We start from the raw sequence: 21,036 nt of genomic DNA, 5'->3' as shown, positions 1-21,036 counted from the left end.
CAGGAGTCCACCACAACCCCTGATGATCACGCAGTTGTTTCCCATTCCCAGCCCGGTCCGGTCCGGTCCGCGCCAGGATTGCCACTACCCGCCCTGCGACTCCCGGCGAGGTGGCCCGCCCGAGTGCGCCCCGTCGCTAGCGGGGATCCCGGACCTCAGCGCGGGTCCTTACGCATGCACCATGTGTGGGGGCCGCCGTCGGGGAGGGTGACAGCAGCCGTGACCCGGAAGCCGAGCCGCTCGTAGAACCGCACGTTCCTCTCACTGGAGGTCTCCAGGAACGCCGGATACCCGGCGTGTCCTGCCTCCTCGATGCCGGGAACCAGCACCGCGCTGCCAAGCCCCTTCCCCTGCGCTTCGGGAGAGACGGCCACCGTGTTGAGGAACCACGCCGGCTCCTGCGGCCGGTACGGAGCAACAGCCTGCTCCGCGGATTCGTAGGCGGCTTGCCGGTCGCCGGTCAGTTCGCCGAGCACCGGGCCGACCTCGGCGAAAGCGGGCGAGGGATCCTCGTCGGGAGTGGCCCACACGGCGACAGCACGCCCTTCGTCGGCGACCCACACGCGCCCGTACACCATGCCGATGCGGGTGAGACAGATTTCCTGGAAGCGCCGGACCCGCTCCTCATGGCCTTCTGCGGAGATCACGTGCCGGGTGAAGGGGTACTCGGCGAAGGCTCGGGCAAGTGTGTCGGCCGCGGTGGGGATGTCCGCGTCGGTAATGGGACGTACGACAGGGACGTTTTCGTGCTGTGCCATGTTCACCGAACCATCCTGTCAGCAGGCAAAAGTTTGAACCGCCCTGCCTCCTTGTCAGCCTGAACTCCCGGTCCGGGAGCCGGCCCGGTCGATGGGCGGGCGAGGTGGTGGACAGACCTCAGCTCGGCTTGCGCCACACGGAGATGTGCTTGGTGGAGTCCTGGGTGAACGGCGCGCCGTCCCAGTCTGCGAAGCGCGACTCCAGTTCGAGCCCGGCGATCCGTGCCATCAGGTCGAGTTCCGCCGGCCAGGCGTACCGGTGTCGTGAGTTGCTCCGGCGGTAGCGGCCGTCGTCGCCGTCGCCGACGAAGTGGTGCGAGACGAGAATCTGCTCGACAAGGTCGAAAGTGTCGAAGCCGAGATGCTGCTCGGAGACGTCGAACGGCACCGCGACCTGGCCGGGCGGCAGGCACCGCAGCGGCGGAACGCCCAGTTCGATGACGAACCGGCCCCCGGGACCCAGGTGGCGTGCGGCATTGCGGAAGCACTCGACCTGCTCGTCCTGCGTGAGCAGGTTCGTAATCGTGTTGTAGACGAGATAGACCAGGGTGAACTCACCGGGGACGATCGTGGTGGCCATGTCCCCGAGGGCGACCGGAAGCGTGTCCGCGTCGATCTTGCGCCGCAGGACCGCTGCCATGTGCTCGGACAATTCGATGCCCACCACCGGCACGCCGCGTTCGCGGAGCGGGATGCCCACTCGTCCGGTACCGATGGCGAACTCCAGCGCCCGGCCGCCGTCTCCGGTGAGTGCGGCGAGAAAGTCGAGAGTCGGTCCGAGAACAGCGGCCGAGGACATCTGGGTCTCCTCGGCGTCGTAGCGCTCGGCGGTCACTCGGGTCCACAGCTCACTGCTCGTCACGGACCGCCACTTTGCCCGACGCGGCGGCCACTGTCGACGCAATTACCTCATACCGACCGGCCCAGGCCCACGTCACCGACGTACCCTGAAGCAGCAAACGCTAATAATTTGCTTTAGATGCGAGCAGGCCCTACGGTACCTAAAGCTAATCAATTGCTTTTACCCTGGTGAGGGTCCCATGCCCAGCGTCCTGTCCGATCCGCCTGCGATACCCGAACCGCCCGCGCGCCGCTCCCCCATGACCGCCACGCCCCGCGCGGAAGACGAGGCGAGAGCGGGAAGCCGTGCGAGAAGTCGCGGGGCTGCTTTCGCACTCGACACGTCGATCCTGGCGGCACTCCTGGCCGCGTCCAGCGCCCCGACGCCGCTGTACCCCCTCTACCAGGACCGGTGGGGCATCTCCGCGCTCGTCGTCACGGTGGTCTTCAGTGTCTACGCCCTTTCTCTGCTGCTCGCCCTGCTCACCACCGCAGCGCTCTCCGACCACCTGGGGCGGCGCCCCGTGCTGGCGGGCGCCCTGCTCGTCGAGGCCGCCGCCATGGTCGTCCTGGCATCGGCGGACGGTGCGGCGTCCCTGATAGCCGCCCGGGTCCTGCAAGGGGTGGCCACAGGCGCGGCCACCAGTGCCGCGGGTGCGGTGCTCCTCGACTTGGAGAACCCTCGTCGCCCCGGCCGGTCGGCACTGACCAACAGCATCGCCCCGGTCGCCGGAATGGCAACCGGTGTCCTCGCCGCCACCCTCCTCGTCGCTTTCGCCCCCGCCCCCACCGTCACCGTGTACGTACTCCTGGCCGCCCTGTTCGTCGCACAGGCGCTCGCGGTCACGTTCACCGAGGAGACGGCCGCCCGCCGTGCCGGTGCGCTGCGGTCGCTGCGTCCACGGCTCCGTGTCCCGGCCACGGCCCGCCCCGCCCTGCTGGCCGTCGGCACCGGGGTCGTCGCCATCTGGGCGCTGGGCGGCTTCTACTCCTCTCTCGGACCGGCCCTGGTGCGCCTGGTGGCGCCCGAGGCGCCGCAGGCGGCTCGCGGCATGGTCTTCTTCGCTCTCAGCGCCACCGCCGCGCTCTCCGTATGGACGCTGCGGCGTACGGCGCCCTCCACCGCGGCGATCGGCGGCTGCGTGACCGTGCTGCCCGCCACTGCGCTGACCCTGAGCGGCCTGCACGGCGCCGGACTGCCCGCCGTCTACGGCGGCGCGGCCCTGGCCGGCATGGCCTTCGGCGCCGTCTCACAGGGGGCGCTGCGCATGACCCTCGCCTCGCTCGACGAGGCCGACCGCGCCACGACCCTGGCCGCCTACTACGCCCTCAGCTACCTCTCGATGAGCCTGCCCGCCGTCGCCGCGGGCGCCGCCACCCAGCTGTACGGGCTCGCGACAACCTCCCACACCTATGCCGTCGTCACCGCCCTCCTCGCCCTGGCAGCCCTGGCGGCTCTTGCGACACTCACCGCTCCCCGACGCAGGGCAGCACCCATCCCCCAGCCGGCCACCTCAACGGACAACACCTGCGCCGGCCTCGCCCCCGCGGCAGTCCGAGACACCGCACCGTGAGCCGTTCAGCGCCACAAGCTCCCGGTCCGAGCAGTCCGGGCGGCTCTCAGAGCGAACTGCTGAAGGAACGACGGAGACACGGACGGCCGGCCGGCGGGCATCGTGGGGCGAGGTAGGCGGAGCGTGAGGCGTCATGGCATCCAGGGGTGCCGGGAGCCGGGCTTCCAACACCGCGATGCTCCGGCGCCGAGGACCCAATAGAGGCTGCCCGAGAGTGAACGGCAGCAGCTCACTTGCCGGGAGCCGCTCGTCGGTCCGGCGGACGGCCCGGCATTCCGAGTACGCACACGGTGGCACCGCGACGAGGGAACAGCTCATGTTCGGCGGTGCCCTGCCCGACAGCCCTGCCAGTCGTCTGCTCCAAGACCACGTGCGCCAGCGCGATCGACAGCCGGATCACGATGCCCGACGCCCCGACGAGGCCCGGAACGACTTCGAAGCCGTCGGCGGTGGGGAGCCGTCCTGACCCTGCTCACCCGCGGGCGGGGGCATACCGGGGTGCACGCGGCACCCCGGACCCGAGCTTTGCCGAACTCGCGCTCGGTCACTCACTCGATGGGGTGCTTGGTTCTGATATTGCTGCGCTTTAACCGTGTGCACACGGATGCTTACGGTGCGCAAGCGGCGGGCTGCAGACCACGCGAGCGTCGCCCGGCCGCAGGTCCTACATCGGCCGGGTGAACAGTCCCACGAAAAACGCAAGGAGAAGCATCACTATGAACGTCCTCACGAACCTGCTGGCCGACGTCGTCAACTTCCTCGGCTGGCTCGTCTGACGCAGGTACCGCGGCGCCGTCCCTCCCCGTCCCACGGAGGGGCGGCGCCGCCCCGCGTGCTGGAGGCCGCACGGCGGCCCGCCCCTTGGCCGACATGGTCTCCTCACATTCGAGCGGTTCGACCGCGGGCTGCGGCACCGAGGGCAGCCTTCACCCCTTGCCCCGCCCAGTGCGAGAACCCCGGCTACCGCGCGGCGGTCGGGGCTTCGGAACGCGGAGCGCCCGGTGTGAGCACACCCGGGCGGTCCTCCACCTCCTGTGCCGCGGCCAGGCACAGGTCCTCGCGAAACGCGCAACCGACGATCTGCACGCCGGCCGGCAGCCCATCGGTCACGCCGGTCGGTACGGCGACTCCGGGAACGCCCACGAAACTGGTCACCGTGCACAGGCGCATGCCCGCGCCGACCCGTTCCCGTCCCGCTCTGTCGCGCGACTCCAGCCCAGGCTCAGCTGCATGAACTCCGCAGCAGTGGCAGGCGGGGTCTTCTCCACGGCCATCTCGATGCAGCGGTCTCCGCCCTCGCCGAGCAGTGTCCGCACGACCGGCCAGGTCTCGGCGAACTCGGCTCTGCGGACCGCCCGGCCGAGCCGCTCTGTGGCAATCTCGCAACAACGCGCAGCAAGCCGCCCATCGCACCTGGTTCGACCTACGATTCAGACAGCGTCGCGTGCTGCCGGGGGGCGGGCCGACGACGGGGACGGACGGACATGGGGGAAGCGTGACAGATCCTGCGGACAATCTCGTACCGAGCCCTGTCCGGGCCGACCTCCAACGCCTTCGGGACGACGTGGCGCTCCAGCAGGAGACCATCGCCACCTCGCTGGACCGGGCAGCGCAGGACATGGCGGAGGGGGGAGTCTGGGAGGGTCCGACGGCTGAGATCTTCGGTGAGGAGATCGAGGGCCGCAAGACCGACGTGCACCGGTACGCGGACGAGGTACTCGCGGCGGTGGACGCCCAACTGAGCGTCACACCCGAGTTGATCCCGCTGAGTGACGCCCGCGCCTACCGGAAGATGACCTGAGGACCGGGGGGCATCTGATGACCGAGCCGGACGGCGGGTACGGGCCGAGCACATTCAGCGGTGTCGACCCCGGCCGCCTCAAGACAATGATCACCTCGCTGGAAGACGCCGTGGAATCTCTGGGAGGCGCCCCGCGCTCCTGGACCAACCGGTTCTCCGCACTCGGAGTCGACACCGGGTCACTCACCAGCCTGGGCGGCATCAGCTCCTGGATCGAGGAACAACTGCCCTCGCTCAAGCGGCGCTTCGACCTCGCGCTGGCCATCGAGCAGAACGCACCGGACCCGGACCGGACCATGGTCGAGATCCCGGACACGCTCATGTCGCTGGAGGAGGCCCAGCGCCGGGGCAGGGAGCTCGCAGCGCGGCTGAACGACATCGGCACCGTCGACCAGGCCGGCGCCGGGGAGATCCACCGCATCGCCCAGGACCTGGCCCCCTACATCAACGACCCGGAGGTGGCCGCCGCCTTCTTCGCCGAGCTCGGCGCGAACAGGCTGGGCATACTGCCCGATCTGTTGGCCCAGTCGGGCAGCGCCACGGGAGCCGAGGACCTGAAGGCCTTCAGCCGCGCGCTCGGCACGGCAGCCAGTGCCGAGTACCTGGCGACGCCCGGGTTCGACCAGATCGAGGAGATGCTGCTCGCCCCTTCGGAGTACCCGTCGGACGCGTGGAGCCGCCTGGCTCTCCTCCAGTACGGCCACTTTCCCACCGACTTCATCGAGACCGCCGCGGAGAACCTCGCCCTCGACGACTTCGCCAACGACCCGGACAGCACTGACTGGCGTGGCGGCATGGGCTCGTTGGCGACCTCGCTCGAGCTGCCGGAGGACAACATCGCGCTCGCTCTCAACCTGCTGGGCAAGGATTCCATCGCCGCTCGCAACGTGCTGTGGGGCATGCACCCGGGCAGCTACACCGAGGCGTTCGGCCAGTTCACCGACTACGCGGTCAGCCACGGAAGCGGCGACGACGTGGCCGACGCGCTGGGCCGTGCCATGGAGTCCGGTTCCGGCGTGGGCACAGAAGCGCCCGGCCGGCACAGCCCCGGCGCGTCCCAGTTCGCGTTCGAGACCATGGTCTTCATGGGGGACAAGGGCAAGGACACCCCGTGGAGCATGAAGGACTCCATGGCCAACGTCGCCTCCTCCTACATCCATGAGATGGCCACCGGCGCCCGCACCGACGACGCCCCGAATCGCGCGTCGAGCCGGCAGGAGCCGCCCCACTTCACCGAGCTGGCCGGTATCACCCCGTCGTTCTTCCTCAGTCCAGGGGACACCGATCAGTTCCTGACGACGTTCGCCGACAGCGGCGAGGCGACCGACATCTTCGACCGCGCGGCCGGGGCCTTCAGCGAAGAGGCCATCAGGGGAGCGGCGCAGGTCGACGCTGACGCGGTGCTGGACGGGAAGCCCGACCCCGGCCAGATGTCCCGCGTAGCGGGGGCGTTCGGAGAGCTCGCGGGTGCCCAATACCGCGCGGAGGTCGACGCGGGCAGGGACATGGACGAGCAAGAGGAAACCGTCCGCGGGGTCTTCAAGGACATCTTCATGCTGGGCCTCGACGAGGTCCCCTTCGCCTCCAAGGTCGGCGAGTACTCGTGGAAGGCAGCGAAGTTCGTCATCGGCAAGGGCGCCGACTCCTGGGTGGGGGGTGACGAGGACAGCTCCCACGAGAAGCAGGTGACCGGGGCGTACGCGAACTACGACCGTATGCAGCGCTTCGACATGACGAAGTACCTCTACGAGGCCGGCTATCCGGTCGAGCCCCCGCCGCCCGCTGAGTGCCTCAACCGGGACGGCACACTCAAGTCCTACGACCAACTCCGCGAGGAGGCCGAGACGGAGGCTGAGGCCTCCCAGGGCGATCCCGACGCCATCTTCCAGGCCAAGCTGCAGGCTCTCACCGATTGGTCCGACTCGACGGCCGAGAACGACAACGACACCTTCGATCACAAGGTCGACTTGGCAGCCGGTGCCGCAGGCGGCGTCACGGGGGCGAACACTCCTCCGGACGGGCCCCGCTGACCCACCTCTTGTTCCTCTGGACCCGTGCGGCGGCCGGGACCTGTGCGGCCGCCGGGATTCCTCGCCGGTCGGCTGCGAGCCGGTCGTCGGCATCACCGCCTACCCCGGAACCGGTCCACGGCCCTCCCCCATGGCAAGATCGTCAAATCGTCAAGAGGCGGACGGTCGAGATCGGGGACTCAGGGTGCGGTTACGCGAACGGTTGCGGTACTGGTTCGACGTCACGATGGACCGGGGAACACCCGCGCTGATCGGCTGGCTGGCGCTCGCGTCCACCGGACTGATCGTGGTCGTCACCACGTCAGTGGTGCTGTTCACCGACGAGGACACCGAGGCCCACGGCGGATGGCTCGGTGTGGCGTGGATGAGTCTGCTGCGCACGCTCGACCCGGGCACCATGGGGGACGACACCGGACGACCGGTCTTCCTGGCCCTCATGCTGGCTGTGACGATCGGCGGGATCTTCATCGTCAGCGCGCTGATCGGTGTGCTGACCGCAGGACTGAACGCCCGCATCGAGCAGCTCCGCAAGGGCAGATCGCGGCTCTTCGAGCGGGGCCACACGGTCATCCTGGGCTGGTCGGAGCAGATCTTCACGGTGATCGACGAGCTGGTCGAGGCCAACCAGAGCGAGCGCCGCTCCTGCGTGGTGGTGCTCGCCGACCGGGACAAGGTCTCCATGGAGGAGCAGATCCGGCTGCGGGTGCCCAGAACGGGAAGGACGCGGGTGATCTGCCGGTCCGGCAATCCGCTCAAGCGCGCGGACCTGGAGCTGGTCAGCCCGGACACCAGCAAGGCCATCATGGTGCTGCCCCCGGCGGACCCTGAGGCGGACACCATGGTCATCAAGACGCTGCTGGTGCTCAACAACCGCGTCTGGCGCAGCTCCCGGCCCCATGTGGTGGCCGCGGTCCAGGATTCGGACAACCTCGCGGCGGCACGTCTGGCAGCGGGCCGGCATGGTCTGGTGATCGACGCCGACGACATCGCCGTTCGCTTCATCGTGCAGTCCCACCGGCAGACCGGCCTCTCCACGGTCTGCAACGAACTGCTCAGCTTCTACGGCAGCGAACTCTACATCCGCGCCGAGCCCTCCCTCACCGGGGTGACGTACGGCGAGGCACTGCACCGGTACGAGCTCGGCACGCCCGTGGGGCTGCGCAGAACCGACGGACAGCTCCTGCTGAACCCGCCGATGGGCACCGTCATCGGTGAGGACGACGGCGTCATAGTGCTCGCCGAGGACGATCTGTTCATCAAGCTCGCGACCAGGAACCACGCGCGGATCGTCGAGGAGGCGCTGGCCTGCGCCCAACCTCCGGACGTGGCTCCGGACCGCACCCTGCTGATCGGCTGGAACGGGCGCGTTCCGAAGATCATCGAGCTGTTGGACAGTTTCGTCGAGCCCGGCTCGGCGCTGGACATCGCGGCCTCACACCGTCCGGCGGCCGATGCGCTGGTTCCGTACGCGAACCTCACCGTGGGCTACAAGTACTGCCGCCCCACCAGCAGGCGCTCGTTGGAAGCCCTCGACCCCGGCAGCTACCAGCACGTGCTGGTACTCCCCGACGAGGGAACCGACGCCGAACAGGCCGACAACCGCACCTTGGTGACCCTCCTCCACCTGCGCGACATCGAGGACCGGCTCGGCGACCCGTACTCGATCGTCACGGAGATGAACGAGGACAGCAACCGCGAGGTCGCCCAGGTCACCAGGGCCGACGACTTCATTGTCAGCTCGAAACTGATCAGCTTGATGCTGGCGCAACTCACCGAGAACCGGCACCTGCACGACGTCCTGATCGATCTCTTCGACCCCGCCGGCTCCGAGATCTACCTCAAGCCCGCGACCCGTTACCTCAGATCCGGAGCCGAGGCGAACTTCGCAACGGTCATCGAGGCCGCCCGCCGCCTCGGTGAGACGGCTGTCGGGTACCGGCTGGGTGCCCAACGCGGCGCTTCCCCCGCCTACGGTGTGCACCTCAACCCGCCCAAGGCCGCTCGGCTCCGGTTGACCGAGGAGGACCACGTCATCGTGCTCGCCGAGGAGGAATAGCGGAGCGGAACAGGGGGGCACCGCCGGAGAGTTCCGGGGTGCAGCGGCCTGTCAGTGCCGGGACGGTGCGGCCCTTCACGTCACTGCGAAGGGCCGCACTGGCGGCGGGGATCGAGGTTGCTGACGCGTTGGGCCCCCCTTGGCTGCCCGTCGTAAGGTCCGTAGCAGCCCGCCCCGTCCGGAGGAACGCGGTCAGCCGATCAGCGTTCGGCGACGAATGCCCTGGCCTTGCCGGAACGGCTGGAGCAGGACTGCTTCTCCTTGTCGGTCATCTTCCGCGTCTTGACGACCACCGCGTTGCTCTTGCCATCCGTTCCGTTCGGGGCCGGACCTGTGATGACATCCGGTACGAACCAGTAGTAGTGGCCCCACTTCGGGTCGTCATAGTGGGTCTGCCACGTGCCGGAGACTTTCTGCATCACCTGCGCCCGGGAGATCCAGCCGACCTCGCCCGGCTGCACCGTCATGTTGACAGAGCTGCTCTCCGAGTGCGTGCTTGACCAGGTGTGGCTGTAGGTCGCCGTCACGCTGAGGTCGATGATGCCTGCGATCTTGCCGCCCGCGGTCACGGAAACGCCCGCCGAATCGGTGGAGCCGACCGTATCGGACCACGTCATGGACTGAGTGGCAGGGGAGGTACTGCAGTTGTAGAGCGAGTCGGAGACCTGGTGGAAGTTTCCGAGGAAAGCCTTGCCCAGCTTGGGGTCGTTGAAGGTGCACTTCCCCGCACCTGAGTCGCAGTCGGCTATGAGCTGTTCCCGGGTGGGCTGCTCAGCGGCCGAGGCCGGTGCGGCAGCTGCCGCGACCACACCAAGGGCAGCCGCTGAAAGCGCCAGCGCCCGTCCTGCGTACCGTCTCCTGCGATCGTTCGCCATACGTACGTGCATCCTTTCGCTGTACATGGGGGGCCGGTCATGACTGGCAGAGCGACTGAACAGCCGCCGCGCATCACCGCCTGCGTGCGGCAGCACGTCGCCGCAACCGACATCCTTGCAGCGCCAGTTGGAGCGCGTACAGCTGTGAAGCTCCTGTGCCCGGATAGTGGACACCCGCCTCTGAGGCCGGCTGCGATTTGTGACGCAACCGCGATCGCCCTCACCGGCTTCCTGCGGCAGCCGAGCCGGGCGGTCGACCGACCGGCACCGAATGGTCCCCACGATTCGTCGAGCGGCCCGTGTGGTGTCAAAGCCCCGGACGTTCAGCTCAGTAGGGTGCTCCGCGTGAATGAGGAGAACCCCGTTGCCGGCGCCGGGAACGGCGCCCAGCGGCTGCTGACGCTCTCCGACGGTGTGTTCGCGATCGCGCTCACGCTGCTCGTCCTCGACATCTCGGTCCGCGACAACCTGGATGCCCGGGAGTACGACAAGGCGCTGCAGGAGACCATGACCCAACTGTGGGCGTACTTCCTCAGCTTTGTGATCATCGCCGTGTTCTGGCGTGAGCACCAGCGGATCTTCCGCACCACCCAGTGGGTCGGTCCGGCGGAAATGAATCTCACCCTGCTCGGACTCGCGCTCGTGGCCCTGCTGCCGTTTCCGACGTCTCTTCTGTCGGATTACAGCGAACACTCCTCGGCCGTCGCCCTGTACTCGGCCAACGTGGCAGCCACAGAGGCGGTGCTGATAGTGCTGTGGCACGTCGTGTGGAGCCGGGAGGGAGTGCGTCGGCAGCCGGGGGCCGCAGAAGTTCGCCGAGCTTCGGTCACGGACGCGGTCCCCAGCGTGGTGATCTTCACCGCTTCGGTGCCGGTCGCGTTCCTCTCCCCCGCCGGGGCGATGTGGCTGTGGGCCTGCCTGATCCCCGTCAAAGCCATCACCGGGCGGAAGCTCGACCGGGCGTGGCGGGAACTGGGCAACCGTCGGTGACGACGGCCGTGCTCCTGTGGCAACCGCCGTGCCGTGGCTCTTCGCTGCCGTCGCTGCGGGCTCCATCGTCGCTCCGCCCGTGGGCTCCGCGGCAGGCGCTGTCTCACCGGACGACGAGCACCTCCAGCGTGCGGGGACCGTGCACGCCCGCCACCCGTTCGAGTTCGATGTCGCTGGTTGCCGAGGGGCCGGAGACGAAGGTCAGTGGCCGCAGCGGGTCCAGCCGGGACAGCGCCTCCGGCACCGAGGCCACCACCTGGTCGGCTCTCAGTACGCACAGGTGGCGATCCGGGACCAGGGTTGCTGCCCGGCGGCCCTGACCGGGGCCACCGTCCAACACCAGCGTGCCGGTGACCGCGATCGCCGCCGCCGCGGTGGTGACCACGGCGTCGACGGCGTCCAGGTCGTCCGCCGACAGCCGGCCTTCGTCGCCGAGCACTGCGGCGGCGGGCAGATGAGCGGACCACGACGCCGGGAAACCGCGCGGCACCAGCACCTGCTCCGCGCCCCAGGACGCAAGCGTCTTGGCCACCTCGGTGCCGGCTTGGGCGGGGCTCACCGTGCGTACCGAGGCACCGTAGTCGGCGAGCCGCTCGACGAACAGCGAAACCGTCTCCTGCACACCGGCCGGTGCGTCCGCCCCGGTGACGTACTGCCGTGCCACCGGGACATCGGCGGGCCGCTCGGATTCCGGGACGTCCGCCAGTGCCGCGCGCACCCGGGCCAGGATCTCGTCACGTGCTGCGTTCATCGGTGCGTCCTCTTCCACCACTGTCGAGGCGTGTCCTCTTCCACCACTGTCGAAACGTTTCGCGGGCCGGAGCCGGTGCGTCCCGGGCGTCGGTCCAGCCGGCGAGCGGCCCCGGCAGCCGGCCGACGCGCCCCCGCCTGCCCACCGCACGGCCGCCCAGCGCCGCGACGCGCTGTGCCGCCGCAAGCCGGGCCGGGGAGGAGAAGACCCATTTGGCCGCCCGCATCGCCAGTGCCTCCGGGCTCGGCGTCCGACGTCGCTCACCGGTCTCCTCGACCACCCGGGCACGCAGATGTACCAGCACCTCAGGGATGTCGATCTTCACCGGGCACACCTCGTAGCAGGCACCGCAGAGGGTGGAGGCGAACGGCAGTGAGCGGTCCACCGCGGCCCCGGTGCCGCGCAGCTGAGGGCTGAGCACCGCACCGATCGGTCCTGGGTAGACGGAACCGTAGGCGTGCCCGCCGGTTCGTTCGTAGACCGGACAGACGTTGAGGCATGCCGAGCAACGGATGCAGTTCAGTGTCTGCCGCCCGATCCGGTCCGCGAGAGTGTCGGTCCTTCCGGCGTCCAGCAGCACCAGGTGGAAGCTGCGCGGCCCGTCGCCGTCCTCGGTACCGGTCCAGGTGGAGGTGTAGGGGTTCATCCGCTCGCCGGTAGAGGAGCGAGGGAGCAGTTGGAGGTAGACCTCCAGGTCCTGCCAGGTGGGCACCACCTTCTCGATGCCGACGACGGAGATCAGCGTCTCGGGCAGGGTCAGGCACATCCGTCCATTGCCCTCCGACTCCACCACCACGGCCGTCCCGGTCTCGGCGACCAGGAAGTTGGCACCGGAGATGCCCACCTTCGCTCGCAGGAACTTCTGGCGCAGATGCCGCCGTGCGGCCTCGGCCAGTTCCGCCGGTTCGTCCCCCACCTCACCGGCGTCCGCCATCTCCCGCCGGAACAGGTCCCGGATCTCCGCCCGGTTGCGGTGGATTGCGGGTACCAGAATGTGCGACGGCAGGTCCTCACCGAGTTGCACGATCAGCTCGGCGAGGTCCGTCTCGTAGGCGGTGATGCCCGCCGAGTCCAGCGCTTCGTTGAGGCCGATCTCCTGGGTGGTCATGGACTTGACCTTGACCACTTCCCGCTCGCCGGTCTCCTGGACGAGGCGGGTCACGATCCGGTTGGCCTCGGCCGCGTCGCGCGCCCAGTGCACCTGCCCGCCGGCAGCGGTGACCCGTTCCTCCAGCTGGAGGAGATAGTGGTCGAGGTGGCGGAGCGTGCGCTCCTTCAACGCGCGTCCCGCCTCCCGCAGTTCTTCCCAGTCAGGCAGCTCGCGCACCACCTCAGCGCGCTTGTCCCGGATGGTTCGGGTGGCACCGGCGAGGTTGCGCCGCAGTTGGGTGTCGGCGAGCGCCCGACGGGCGGCCTGGGGGAAGGGCGGCATGCCGAGGAAGGCCGAACTCATCGCGGACTCCGTGCCGCAGTGGCGGCGGTGCCCGTAGCCACGGTGCCCGTGGCGGCGGCGTACGGCCGGCTGCCCTCCCCCGCGCTCTGTGCCGCGGAGTGCTCACTGGAGGCGAGGATCTCCGCCAGGTGCATGGTCCTAACCCCGGTGCGCAGCCGGGAGAGCAGCCCCCCGACATGCATCAGGCAGGAGTTGTCCCCCGCGCAGAGGACCTCGGCCCGGCTCTCCAGCACGCCACGCACCTTGTCCGCGCCCATCGCCACCGAGGTGTCGGAGTTCTTCAGTGCGAAAGTGCCGCCGAAGCCGCAGCACTGCGCGGCGTCGGGGAGTTCCACCAGGTCGATGCCCCGCACCGCGCGCAACAGGGCGAGCGGCCGGTCCCCCACGCCCAGCATCCGCGACGAATGGCAGGTGGGATGGTACGTGACCCGGTGCGGGAAGTACGCACCGACATCCGTGACCCCGAGCACGTCGACCAGGAACTCGGACAGCTCGTAGACCGGAGGTGCATCCCGTACGGCCTGCTGCAGCTCCCGGTCCCCGGCCGCCTCGGCCACTCTTCCATGGTGGTGACGGATCATCGCAGCGCAGGACCCCGAGGGCGCGACCACGGCGTCGTAGTCCGCGAACACCTCGCCGAAGCGGCGCACCAGCGGAACGCAGTCACGCTGGTAGCCCGTGTTGAAATGCATCTGCCCGCAGCAGGTCTGGCCGGACGGGAAGTCCACCGTGCAGCCGAGGCGCTCCAGCAGGGTCACCACTGCACGGCCGGTGGCCGGGTGCATGGTGTCGTTGAAGCAGGTGATGAACAGTGCGGTCCTCATGGTTTCTCCGGTTTCTCCCCTCGCGTTTCTCTTCGATCGCCGTTGTCTTCGGCCGTCGCGACGGACATCGGGGGCACGGGAGCCGGTGGATGCCCCTGCCACAGGTCAGGGGAGCATCCAGGCCAGCAGGTGGGACTGCAGGAAGACCAGCACGCACATCACCAGCAGCAGGAGCAGGCTCCACCTGATCGCCTTGCGGAACAGCTCCGCCTCGCGCCCGAGCATGCCGACCGCTGTAGCGGCGATGGTGAGGTTCTGCGGGCTGATCATCTTGCCGACCACCCCGCCCGAGGTGTTCGCAGCGACCATCAGCGCCGGGTCCAGCCCCGCCTTTCCCGCTGCCGTCTGCTGCAAGGTGGCGAACAGTGCGTTGGCCGAGGTGTCGGAGCCGGTCACAGCAGTGCCGAGCCAGCCGAGGATCGGCGAGAGGAAGGCGAAAGCGGTGCCCGTCCCGGCGATCCAGGCCCCCATGGTGATGGTCAGGCCGGCGAAGTTCATCACGTAGGCGAGGGCCAGCACCGAGGCAACGGTCAGCATGGCCCAGCGCAGCTTGACCACGGTGGTGGCGAACTCGCGCGCTACGACGGCCGGCCTGATCCGGTAGATCGCGGCAACGACCACGCCGGAGAGGAGCAGCAGGGTGCCTGGGGACGACAGCCAGGGGAGGACGTACTGCGTGGCGGTGGAGACGTCACCGCCGGGAGTCCGCAGCTTCCCGTCGATCCCGGGCCAGGGGATCGACACGTCCGTCGAGGTGAGGAACTCCTTGGCCGGGCTCCAGAGCTTCGCCACCGAGAAGACGCCGATCACCACGAGGTAGGGCAGAAAGGCCAGCAGGACGCGGGAGTTGGCGATCCGCGGAGTGGCCGGCACCGTGCTGTGCGGGGACGGGGCGGTGGAGGTCGTGGCCGGGGGCGTGGCCGGGGCCGGGGGCGTGGCCGGGTCGCTGACGCCGTCCGGGGCGCCGCCGGAACCGCCGGATGCGGCCGAGCTTCCGGAACCGTCCGGGCCACCCGTACGGGGGCCGGTTCCCCGGCTGCCCTCGCCGCTGCCGCTGTTGGCGCAGTCGGCCCCGGCTGTGGAGCCGCCCGTCACGGTGCCCTCGGTCTCCGCGACGCGCTGCAGATCAGCACGTATCTGATCGCCACCCAGCGGTTGCCAGACCCGGAGGAACAGTACGACTGCCGCGAGCGCCACCAGAGAGGCGATGATGTCGGTCAGTTCCACCGACACGTAGTTCGCGCTGACGAACTGTGCCGCGGCGAAGGCCGCACCGCACACCACAGCGGCGGGCCAGGTCTGGCGGACCCCGCGGAGTCCGTCGACCAGCGCCACCAGCAGCAGCGGGACGAACAGTGCGAGAAGCGGGGTCTGGCGGCCGACATAGGCACCGAGCTCGGTGTAGGGGATGCCGGTGAGGTTGCCCGCGGTGATGATCGGGATGCCGATGGCCCCGAACGCCACTGGCGCGGTGTTGGCGACGAGCACGGTGACGGCCGCGCGGAGCGGGGAGAAGCCCAGCGCCATCAGCATGACGCCGGTGATGGCCACCGGGGCACCGAAGCCGGCCAACGCCTCCAGCAGGGCACCGAAGCAGAAGGCGATGATCAGTGCCTGCACCCTGAGGTCGCTGCTGACCAGGTTGAAGGAACGGCGCAGGTCCTCGAACCAGCCACTGACCACGGTGAGCTGGTAGACCCAGATCGCCGTCACCACGATCCACATGATCGGGAACAGGCCGAACGCCGCGCCCTCCGTCGCGGAGAGCAGTGCGTGACCGACCGGCATACCGTACGCGATCACCGCGACGGCGAGGGCGGCGCCGAGCGAGGCCAATCCGGCCCAGTGGGCCTTGAGACGCAATCCGCCCAGCAGGACGAACAGGGTCAACAGCGGCAGTGCCGCGACGAGAGCGGACAGGGCCAGGCTGTCCAGAACCGGGGAGAGATCTGGCTGAAACATGCGACCCTCACTTTAGGGGCTTGGTCAGACCATTGATTGGGTCGCTACAACGTAAAGAGGCGGCCGTGTCCTGTCCAGAGGTGTGACGCCGGAAAAATGAGTGGTCGGACCAAGCAATGGGCGGACGGGCTACCATGAACGGAGTGAGAACGGGGGAACTCCCCGCGTGAGCGCCGGGCGGGAACTCCCCGCGTGAGCAGCACCGATGTCCGAAGCGAAAGGGCTGTCCGTGTCAGAGCCGATTGCATGGGAGCCGGTTCCGCGCTCCCGCACCTTTGAGCTCGTTCTCGCACGGATCGAGGAACAGATCCTCACCGGCAATCTTCGGGTCGGCGACCGGCTGCCGCCGGAACGCGAGCTGGTCGAGCTGCTCGGCGTGAGCAGGGCAGCGGTTCGCGAGGCGCTGCGGGTACTCGAGGCTCAAGGCGCCCTGCGACCGCGGGTGGGCACCGGTCCGGCCTCCGGCAGCGTGATCGCCGCCATGCCCAGCGCAGGGCTGACCCAGTTCCTGCGCCTGCACATGGCACTGGCCCACTTCCCGTTCGCCGACGTCGTGGAGGCGCGGGCGACGCTGGAGCGCGCGAGCGCCCGGCTGGCAGCCGAACAGGCATCCCCGGAACACCTCGCCACCATGCGGGACCGGCTGGCTCGTATGGACGATCCCGAGCTGAGCCGGGAGGAGTTCAACGACTGCGACACCGAGTTCCACGCGGCGATCGCCGAGGCCGGCGGGAACCGGCTGATGGCCGACATGACCATCGCGGTACGCAACGCGGTCCGGCACACCTTGCTGAAGGTCTTCCACGGACTCGACGACTGGGAGTCCACCGCGGCACGGCTGCGCTCGGAGCACCACGCGATCTACAACGCTGTGGCGGCCGGCGACTCCGAGCGCGCCGGGGAACTCGTCGAGGCCCACATCCGCGGCTTCCACCACGACCTCGTCTACTCGGTCCTGGACGATTCGGAGAGCAGCGCCGAGGCATAGCACCGCCTGGAGCCGACCGCGGTACGTCCACGACATCGACCGCCGACGGCTGCCGAGTACCGCGACGGCTGCTACCGCCGACGGCTGCGCCGGCGGAACACCGCCCCGCGAATCGCGCGCCGCGGCCAATGCACGCTTCGGCCTGCTCACCCGCAGGCCCCCGACTGTCTGGCAGACTCTGAGCGCGGGCCTGGTGCGCCGAACGACGCGGGCCGCTGACAGGTCACCGTCCGGGCGTGCGCCGAGGGCGACACGGCGGCCCTGCCCGGCGTCAGGGCCGCCCACCAGGCTGGTCTGTGGTGCTGCGTGGCTGGAGCAGACCCTCCGATACGCGGTCGCTCTGCGTGTGGGCCGTGCAGAGCGACCGCGTACGGCATGCCGCACCTGGCGCCGGGGCAGGGCGGCAGGGCCCGGTGCCGCACCGGCCGCAGCAGGTCGGCCGCTGCGGTTGTGGGGGGGGGCCGGGCCGGTCGGGGGTTTCGCTATGCGGGTGTCAGCCGCTTGAACCAGGTCTGCGGGCTGGTGACATCAGGGGCCTGGACGTAGGCCTGGGCAGGTACAGCCGCCAGGGATTCCTGGTTCTTGCCGTCGATGTCACGGAGGACGATGTACCCGGTGTGGCGTGCGCCGTTGGCTCGGCCTTCCAGGTAGCCCTTCTTGTCGCTCGGTACGTCGATCTTGACCGTGGTCTCCAGCGTATTCGTCACTCGCTTGGGGAATGTGGACGAGTAGCTGTAGCGGAAGCTGACCTCACCGCCGATCTCTCCTCCCGCTCCTCCCTTGTCCCCTGCAACTCCGGCAAGAGGTCGCCAGATCGTAGTTCCCCTTTGGATCACCGGCGGACCAGAGGAAGATACCTGCGATGTGGACTCCGGGCAGACGGATGGTCGCGGTCCTCTTGTGCCGTCACATCCCCAGCCGGTTGCAGATGCCTCGTCAATTCCGCGGAATCTCCGTGCTGGTCATGGGAGACCGTGCGGGGCACGCTCGATGACCGTTTCATCGTCAGGCCCCACATCTTCGATCAGGATGATCTCCGAGAACTCGGAGACGACATGAATCGGGTAGGTCGGCCCTTCGTCTCGGTATGAGTGCATGCGGTCAAGGTGATCGTTCTGGAAGAGGACGGTGCGTTCAGGGTGTTGCGCGACCCAGCAGGGAAAGAAGATCACGCCGTGGGAGAGTCGTTCGGCCGGCACCAGAGTGACGCACACCGATGTGCCGGTGGGTTCGTTCCAGGAAATCTTGTACACGCCCTCGGTGAGGGTGACGAGGTCGACATTCTGGTCTTTGACCCAGCGGCCGCCGACCATACCGCTGTGGATGCGGTAGTCGATGGTTGTGGCGTTCTTGACGTACATCTCGTAGCGCCAGCCGTTGGCGTAGGTGTACTCGATCCGATGGCCGATGATGCCTTCGGTTTCCCTTTCGCCTGTCGTGCTGACGGGGGATGTTGCTTGGTGCGTCATGCGTGGCTCCTGGACGGGCACCGGGGGTCAGGGTTTGCGGGCGATGACGCCCGCGTTGGCGGTGGGTGCATGGATGCGGGTGACATGGACGTCAGTGAAGCCTGTCCGGGTGAGCCAGTTGGTCAGCTCGGCGGCGGTGAAGCTGCGGCCCCAGGTTTCCACCTGCATCGCGAGACCCATCAGGGCAGCGTCGAGGGGTCCGTCCTCGGCGTCATCGATCAGCAGCTCGGCGATGACGAGTCGGCCGTTCGAGGGCAGTGCGGTGAAGGACCTGGCCAGCAGTTCGCGGCACTGGGAGTCGGACCAGTCGTGCAGGACGGAGGAGAACAGGTGGGTGTCGTAGCCTTCGGGGAACGATGTGTCGGCGAAGAAGTCACCGGCGATGGTGGTGATGCGGTCCCCCAGGTTGGCCTGGTCGATCTTCTTCTGAGTGAGCTCGCACACGTGTGGCAGGTCGTAGACAGCTGCGAGCAGCGGGGGATGCATACGGCACAGTTCGATGTCCCAGGCGGCACCGCCTCCACCCACGTCGAGCAGCGCACGCGCCTGGGTGAGGTCGAGGCGGGAGCCGAGTTCGCGGGCAGTGACGGTGGAGACCGTCGTCATGGCTTCCCAGAATGTCTCGAGCACGACGGGGTCGGCGTTGTCGAAGAGGGAGTTCTGTTCGTCGGGGTTCCAGGCGGTGGGTCGGTTGTGGCGTAGGGCGTCGTGCAGTTGCATCCAGCCCGGGTAGTCATGGCGGTCGAGCATCTCGACCCAGCCACCGAAGTAGTCGGGGCTCGTGCGCACGAGGTGACGCTGCGAGAGAGGGGTGTTGAAGCACTTCTCTCCGACGCGGGTCAGCAGGCCGAGCGCCGCGCACGCGGCCAGAAGTGATCGCGTGGGGCGAGCTGAGATGCCCAGCCGGTCGGCAAGTTCGCTGTGCGTCGCACCGGGGTGGGCCGCCAGGGCACCGAAGAGGTCCAGGTGCAGTGCGGTGGACAGGGTCTTGGAAGCCCACAGGCCGGAGGACAGCTCCATGATGCGCTGCGGCCCCTGTGCGTCGTTGGACAAGTCCGTCATGAGCAAGCCTTCACGGTGAGGTGTTCGTCATCGCGCTTGCGGGTCAGGGTCAAACCATCCGCGATGGGAAGCATCACGTTCTCGACGCGGGGATCGTTGTGAACGTGAGCGTTGAAAGCCCGGATGGCCTGGGCGTTTCCGGTGGCGTCGGGGTTGGCCGCGTCGCCGGAGTAGAGCACGTTGTCGGCCAGGAGTACGCCTCCCGGACGGACACGAGGGAGCAGTTCCTCCCAGTAGTCGCGGTAGGAGGGCTTGTCTGCGTCGATGAAGGCCAGGTCGAAGGACGGCTCATGGGGTAAGGAGCGCAGGGTCTCCAATGCCGGGCCCAGGCGCAGCTCGATGCGGTCGGCGACGCCCGCCTGCTTCCATGCGTCCTGGGCGATGCCTGTCCACTCAGTGGAGGTGTCGCAGGTGAGGACGCGACCGTCGGGAGGAGAGCCCAGTGCGAGAGCGAGAGCCGAGTAGCCCGTGAAGGTCCCGATGTCGATGATGGTGCGGGCAGCGGTCAACTTGGTGAGCAGGGTCAGAAATGCCGCCTGCTCATGGGGGATCTGCATCTCGGCGACCGTCCCCAGGGCGTGGGTGTGGTCCATGAGGTCCTGCTGGACGCGGCTGGGCGCCATCGTGTGGCTGACCAGGTACCGGTGCAGAGCAGGGGTGATGGGCACGGTCTTCGTGTCGTCGGTCCGGGACGTCATCGCACCTCCCGTGTGCGTGCTGAGGTCGACGAGGCTGGGTGAGGAAGTCACGAGGAAGCCGGCCAGCTCCGTGAAACGGTCGACGGTGGAGCCGAGCAGAGCATCGAGGTCTGCGCGGTACCGTGCGGCGACCTGGGGCGGTGAGTCCAGATCGGTCAGGCCGTAGGTACGGATGTCGCATGCGACTTGGACGAGGCGCCGGACGGCCTGGGTGATGAACGCCTTCTCACAGATGGGCGCGCGCCGCACCTGGAAGAAGTCGTCGATGACATCACACTCGGCTTCGGTCGGCTGCAGCCCTGCTTGTTTCCCGGCCTGCTGAAGCAGGGACTGGCCGCTGGGAACGAGCTTGCCAGCAACAGCCATGTGGATGTGGTGACTGCGCTTGACTGCCGCTGTGAGCGGAGCCAGCACGGTTGCCGGGCAGCTGGCCCGCGCCTGGCGCAGCAGGTCGGGCAGGGCAATGTGGTCACGGTGCCACTCACCGCTGAGCGCGGGATCGTGGGCCGCCATGTCGGCCCGCACCGTCGCCGCGTAGCGTGCGGCCGAGCAGCTGCCGGTGTAGAGGAACAGCACGGTGTAGATGTCGTACAGCCGTGCTGCGCGGTCCGCGGCCTGGGGAGTTGAAGTGCGGATGAGTTCTTGCAGGGTGTGCCGGATCAGTCGCCAGACGGTGAAGGCCAGTTGATGGCCGATGAGCCACCGGTGGCGAATGCGGGCACCAGGGTCCGCAGGTGGCCATTCGGCGAGGGGCGCCGGCCCGTGCACGACTTGGGTGAGGATGTTCAGGTCGTCTTCGATGTGCTGGGCAGCACGCGTACAGGTATCGCCCAAGCAGCGGCGGCAGGCGGTGAACTCCTCATCCGGTAGGGGCAGTGTCAGCACAGCACCGTCGGCAGCGGTGC

At 68.6% G+C, this 21,036-nt stretch carries 17 protein-coding genes and 1 pseudogene; 6 read left to right on the top strand and 12 right to left on the bottom strand.

Annotated features, from left to right (window positions below; genetic code table 11):
- Positions 1–155: 155 nt before the first annotated feature.
- Complete coding sequence (locus HC362_RS33420; protein WP_243088085.1) at positions 156–758, bottom strand: GNAT family N-acetyltransferase; 603 nt, start codon at positions 756–758, stop codon at positions 156–158.
- 118 nt (positions 759–876) lie between these two features.
- The gene (locus HC362_RS33415) at positions 877–1,620 is read right to left on the bottom strand and encodes a class I SAM-dependent methyltransferase (protein ID WP_243088084.1); all 744 of its coding nucleotides are present in this window, start codon (positions 1,618–1,620) and stop codon (positions 877–879) included.
- Positions 1,621–1,798: 178 nt separating this feature from the next.
- Between HC362_RS33415 and HC362_RS33410 the strand changes: the two genes are divergently transcribed.
- Positions 1,799–3,172: an MFS transporter gene (locus tag HC362_RS33410; RefSeq protein ID WP_243088083.1), complete on the top strand. Its 1,374-nt coding sequence runs from the start codon at positions 1,799–1,801 to the stop codon at positions 3,170–3,172.
- A 960-nt stretch (positions 3,173–4,132) separates the two neighbouring features.
- Here HC362_RS33410 and HC362_RS33405 read toward each other — a convergent pair.
- Positions 4,133–4,512, bottom strand: a pseudogene (locus HC362_RS33405) (indole acetimide hydrolase); the annotation flags it as partial.
- Between the two features lie 155 nt (positions 4,513–4,667).
- Here HC362_RS33405 and HC362_RS33400 point away from each other — a divergent pair.
- The 3 genes from HC362_RS33400 (at position 4,668) to HC362_RS33390 (ending at position 9,059) form a co-directional block, all read left to right on the top strand.
- Positions 4,668–4,973, top strand: coding sequence for a hypothetical protein (locus tag HC362_RS33400; protein WP_243088082.1), 306 nt, complete (start codon positions 4,668–4,670; stop codon positions 4,971–4,973).
- Between the two features lie 17 nt (positions 4,974–4,990).
- Positions 4,991–7,003 (top strand): hypothetical protein, encoded by a 2,013-nt coding sequence (locus HC362_RS33395; RefSeq protein ID WP_243088081.1) that lies wholly within the window; start codon positions 4,991–4,993, stop codon positions 7,001–7,003.
- Between the two features lie 184 nt (positions 7,004–7,187).
- A complete protein-coding gene (locus tag HC362_RS33390; protein WP_243088080.1) occupies positions 7,188–9,059 on the top strand; it encodes a potassium transporter TrkA in 1,872 nt (623 codons plus the stop codon).
- Positions 9,060–9,259: 200 nt separating this feature from the next.
- Here the strand turns inward: HC362_RS33390 and HC362_RS33385 are convergent, their stop codons facing one another.
- Positions 9,260–9,934, bottom strand: coding sequence for a hypothetical protein (locus tag HC362_RS33385; protein WP_243088079.1), 675 nt, complete (start codon positions 9,932–9,934; stop codon positions 9,260–9,262).
- Between the two features lie 345 nt (positions 9,935–10,279).
- Here HC362_RS33385 and HC362_RS33380 point away from each other — a divergent pair, with 345 nt between their 5' ends.
- Positions 10,280–10,924, top strand: coding sequence for a TMEM175 family protein (locus tag HC362_RS33380; protein WP_243088078.1), 645 nt, complete (start codon positions 10,280–10,282; stop codon positions 10,922–10,924).
- A 103-nt stretch (positions 10,925–11,027) separates the two neighbouring features.
- Here HC362_RS33380 and HC362_RS33375 read toward each other — a convergent pair whose 3' ends face one another.
- The 4 genes from HC362_RS33375 to HC362_RS33360 form a co-directional block, all read right to left on the bottom strand.
- Positions 11,028–11,675 carry an LUD domain-containing protein gene (locus tag HC362_RS33375; protein ID WP_243088077.1) on the bottom strand — a complete coding sequence of 216 codons (648 nt, stop codon included), beginning with the start codon at positions 11,673–11,675 and terminating at the stop codon, positions 11,028–11,030.
- Positions 11,659–13,128 carry a LutB/LldF family L-lactate oxidation iron-sulfur protein gene (locus tag HC362_RS33370; protein WP_243088076.1) on the bottom strand — a complete coding sequence of 490 codons (1,470 nt, stop codon included), beginning with the start codon at positions 13,126–13,128 and terminating at the stop codon, positions 11,659–11,661. The genes HC362_RS33375 and HC362_RS33370 overlap by 17 nt, the downstream gene beginning before the upstream one ends.
- Positions 13,125–13,952, bottom strand: coding sequence for a (Fe-S)-binding protein (locus HC362_RS33365; RefSeq protein WP_243088075.1), 828 nt, complete (start codon positions 13,950–13,952; stop codon positions 13,125–13,127). The genes HC362_RS33370 and HC362_RS33365 overlap by 4 nt, the downstream gene beginning before the upstream one ends.
- 105 nt (positions 13,953–14,057) lie before the next feature.
- Positions 14,058–15,914, bottom strand: coding sequence for an L-lactate permease (locus HC362_RS33360; RefSeq protein WP_243088074.1), 1,857 nt, complete (start codon positions 15,912–15,914; stop codon positions 14,058–14,060).
- Positions 15,915–16,143: 229 nt separating this feature from the next.
- Here HC362_RS33360 and HC362_RS33355 point away from each other — a divergent pair, with 229 nt between their 5' ends.
- Positions 16,144–16,902, top strand: coding sequence for a FadR/GntR family transcriptional regulator (locus HC362_RS33355; RefSeq protein ID WP_243088073.1), 759 nt, complete (start codon positions 16,144–16,146; stop codon positions 16,900–16,902).
- A 482-nt stretch (positions 16,903–17,384) separates the two neighbouring features.
- On the opposite strand, the gene HC362_RS33350 is transcribed toward HC362_RS33355, so the two are convergent.
- From HC362_RS33350 to HC362_RS35120, 4 genes are all read right to left on the bottom strand, one after another.
- Positions 17,385–17,609 carry a hypothetical protein gene (locus HC362_RS33350; protein ID WP_243088072.1) on the bottom strand — a complete coding sequence of 75 codons (225 nt, stop codon included), beginning with the start codon at positions 17,607–17,609 and terminating at the stop codon, positions 17,385–17,387.
- Between the two features lie 255 nt (positions 17,610–17,864).
- Positions 17,865–18,371: a phenolic acid decarboxylase gene (locus tag HC362_RS33345; protein WP_243088071.1), complete on the bottom strand. Its 507-nt coding sequence runs from the start codon at positions 18,369–18,371 to the stop codon at positions 17,865–17,867.
- A 27-nt stretch (positions 18,372–18,398) separates the two neighbouring features.
- Positions 18,399–19,433: an acetylserotonin O-methyltransferase gene (locus HC362_RS33340; protein ID WP_243088070.1), complete on the bottom strand. Its 1,035-nt coding sequence runs from the start codon at positions 19,431–19,433 to the stop codon at positions 18,399–18,401.
- Positions 19,430–20,899, bottom strand: coding sequence for a class I SAM-dependent methyltransferase (locus HC362_RS35120; RefSeq protein WP_347568521.1), 1,470 nt, complete (start codon positions 20,897–20,899; stop codon positions 19,430–19,432). The genes HC362_RS33340 and HC362_RS35120 overlap by 4 nt, the downstream gene beginning before the upstream one ends.
- Positions 20,900–21,036 lie beyond the last annotated feature (137 nt).

The sequence above is a fragment of the Streptomyces sp. 891-h genome (genome assembly GCF_022760275.1).
Classification (GTDB): domain Bacteria; phylum Actinomycetota; class Actinomycetes; order Streptomycetales; family Streptomycetaceae; genus Streptomyces; species Streptomyces spirodelae.
This window is presented reverse-complemented; position numbering and strand designations above follow the sequence as displayed.

Coding starts and splice junctions, on each gene's coding strand:
- HC362_RS33360 (WP_243088074.1), bottom strand. CDS start 15,914: ATGTTTCAGCCAGATCTCTCCCCGGTTCTGGACAGCCTGGCCCTGTCC.
- HC362_RS33340 (WP_243088070.1), bottom strand. CDS start 19,433: ATGACGGACTTGTCCAACGACGCACAGGGGCCGCAGCGCATCATGGAG.
- HC362_RS33410 (WP_243088083.1), top strand. CDS start 1,799: ATGCCCAGCGTCCTGTCCGATCCGCCTGCGATACCCGAACCGCCCGCG.
- HC362_RS33365 (WP_243088075.1), bottom strand. CDS start 13,952: ATGAGGACCGCACTGTTCATCACCTGCTTCAACGACACCATGCACCCG.
- HC362_RS33345 (WP_243088071.1), bottom strand. CDS start 18,371: ATGACGCACCAAGCAACATCCCCCGTCAGCACGACAGGCGAAAGGGAA.
- HC362_RS33375 (WP_243088077.1), bottom strand. CDS start 11,675: ATGAACGCAGCACGTGACGAGATCCTGGCCCGGGTGCGCGCGGCACTG.
- HC362_RS33395 (WP_243088081.1), top strand. CDS start 4,991: ATGACCGAGCCGGACGGCGGGTACGGGCCGAGCACATTCAGCGGTGTC.
- HC362_RS33420 (WP_243088085.1), bottom strand. CDS start 758: ATGGCACAGCACGAAAACGTCCCTGTCGTACGTCCCATTACCGACGCG.
- HC362_RS33370 (WP_243088076.1), bottom strand. CDS start 13,128: ATGAGTTCGGCCTTCCTCGGCATGCCGCCCTTCCCCCAGGCCGCCCGT.
- HC362_RS33385 (WP_243088079.1), bottom strand. CDS start 9,934: ATGGCGAACGATCGCAGGAGACGGTACGCAGGACGGGCGCTGGCGCTT.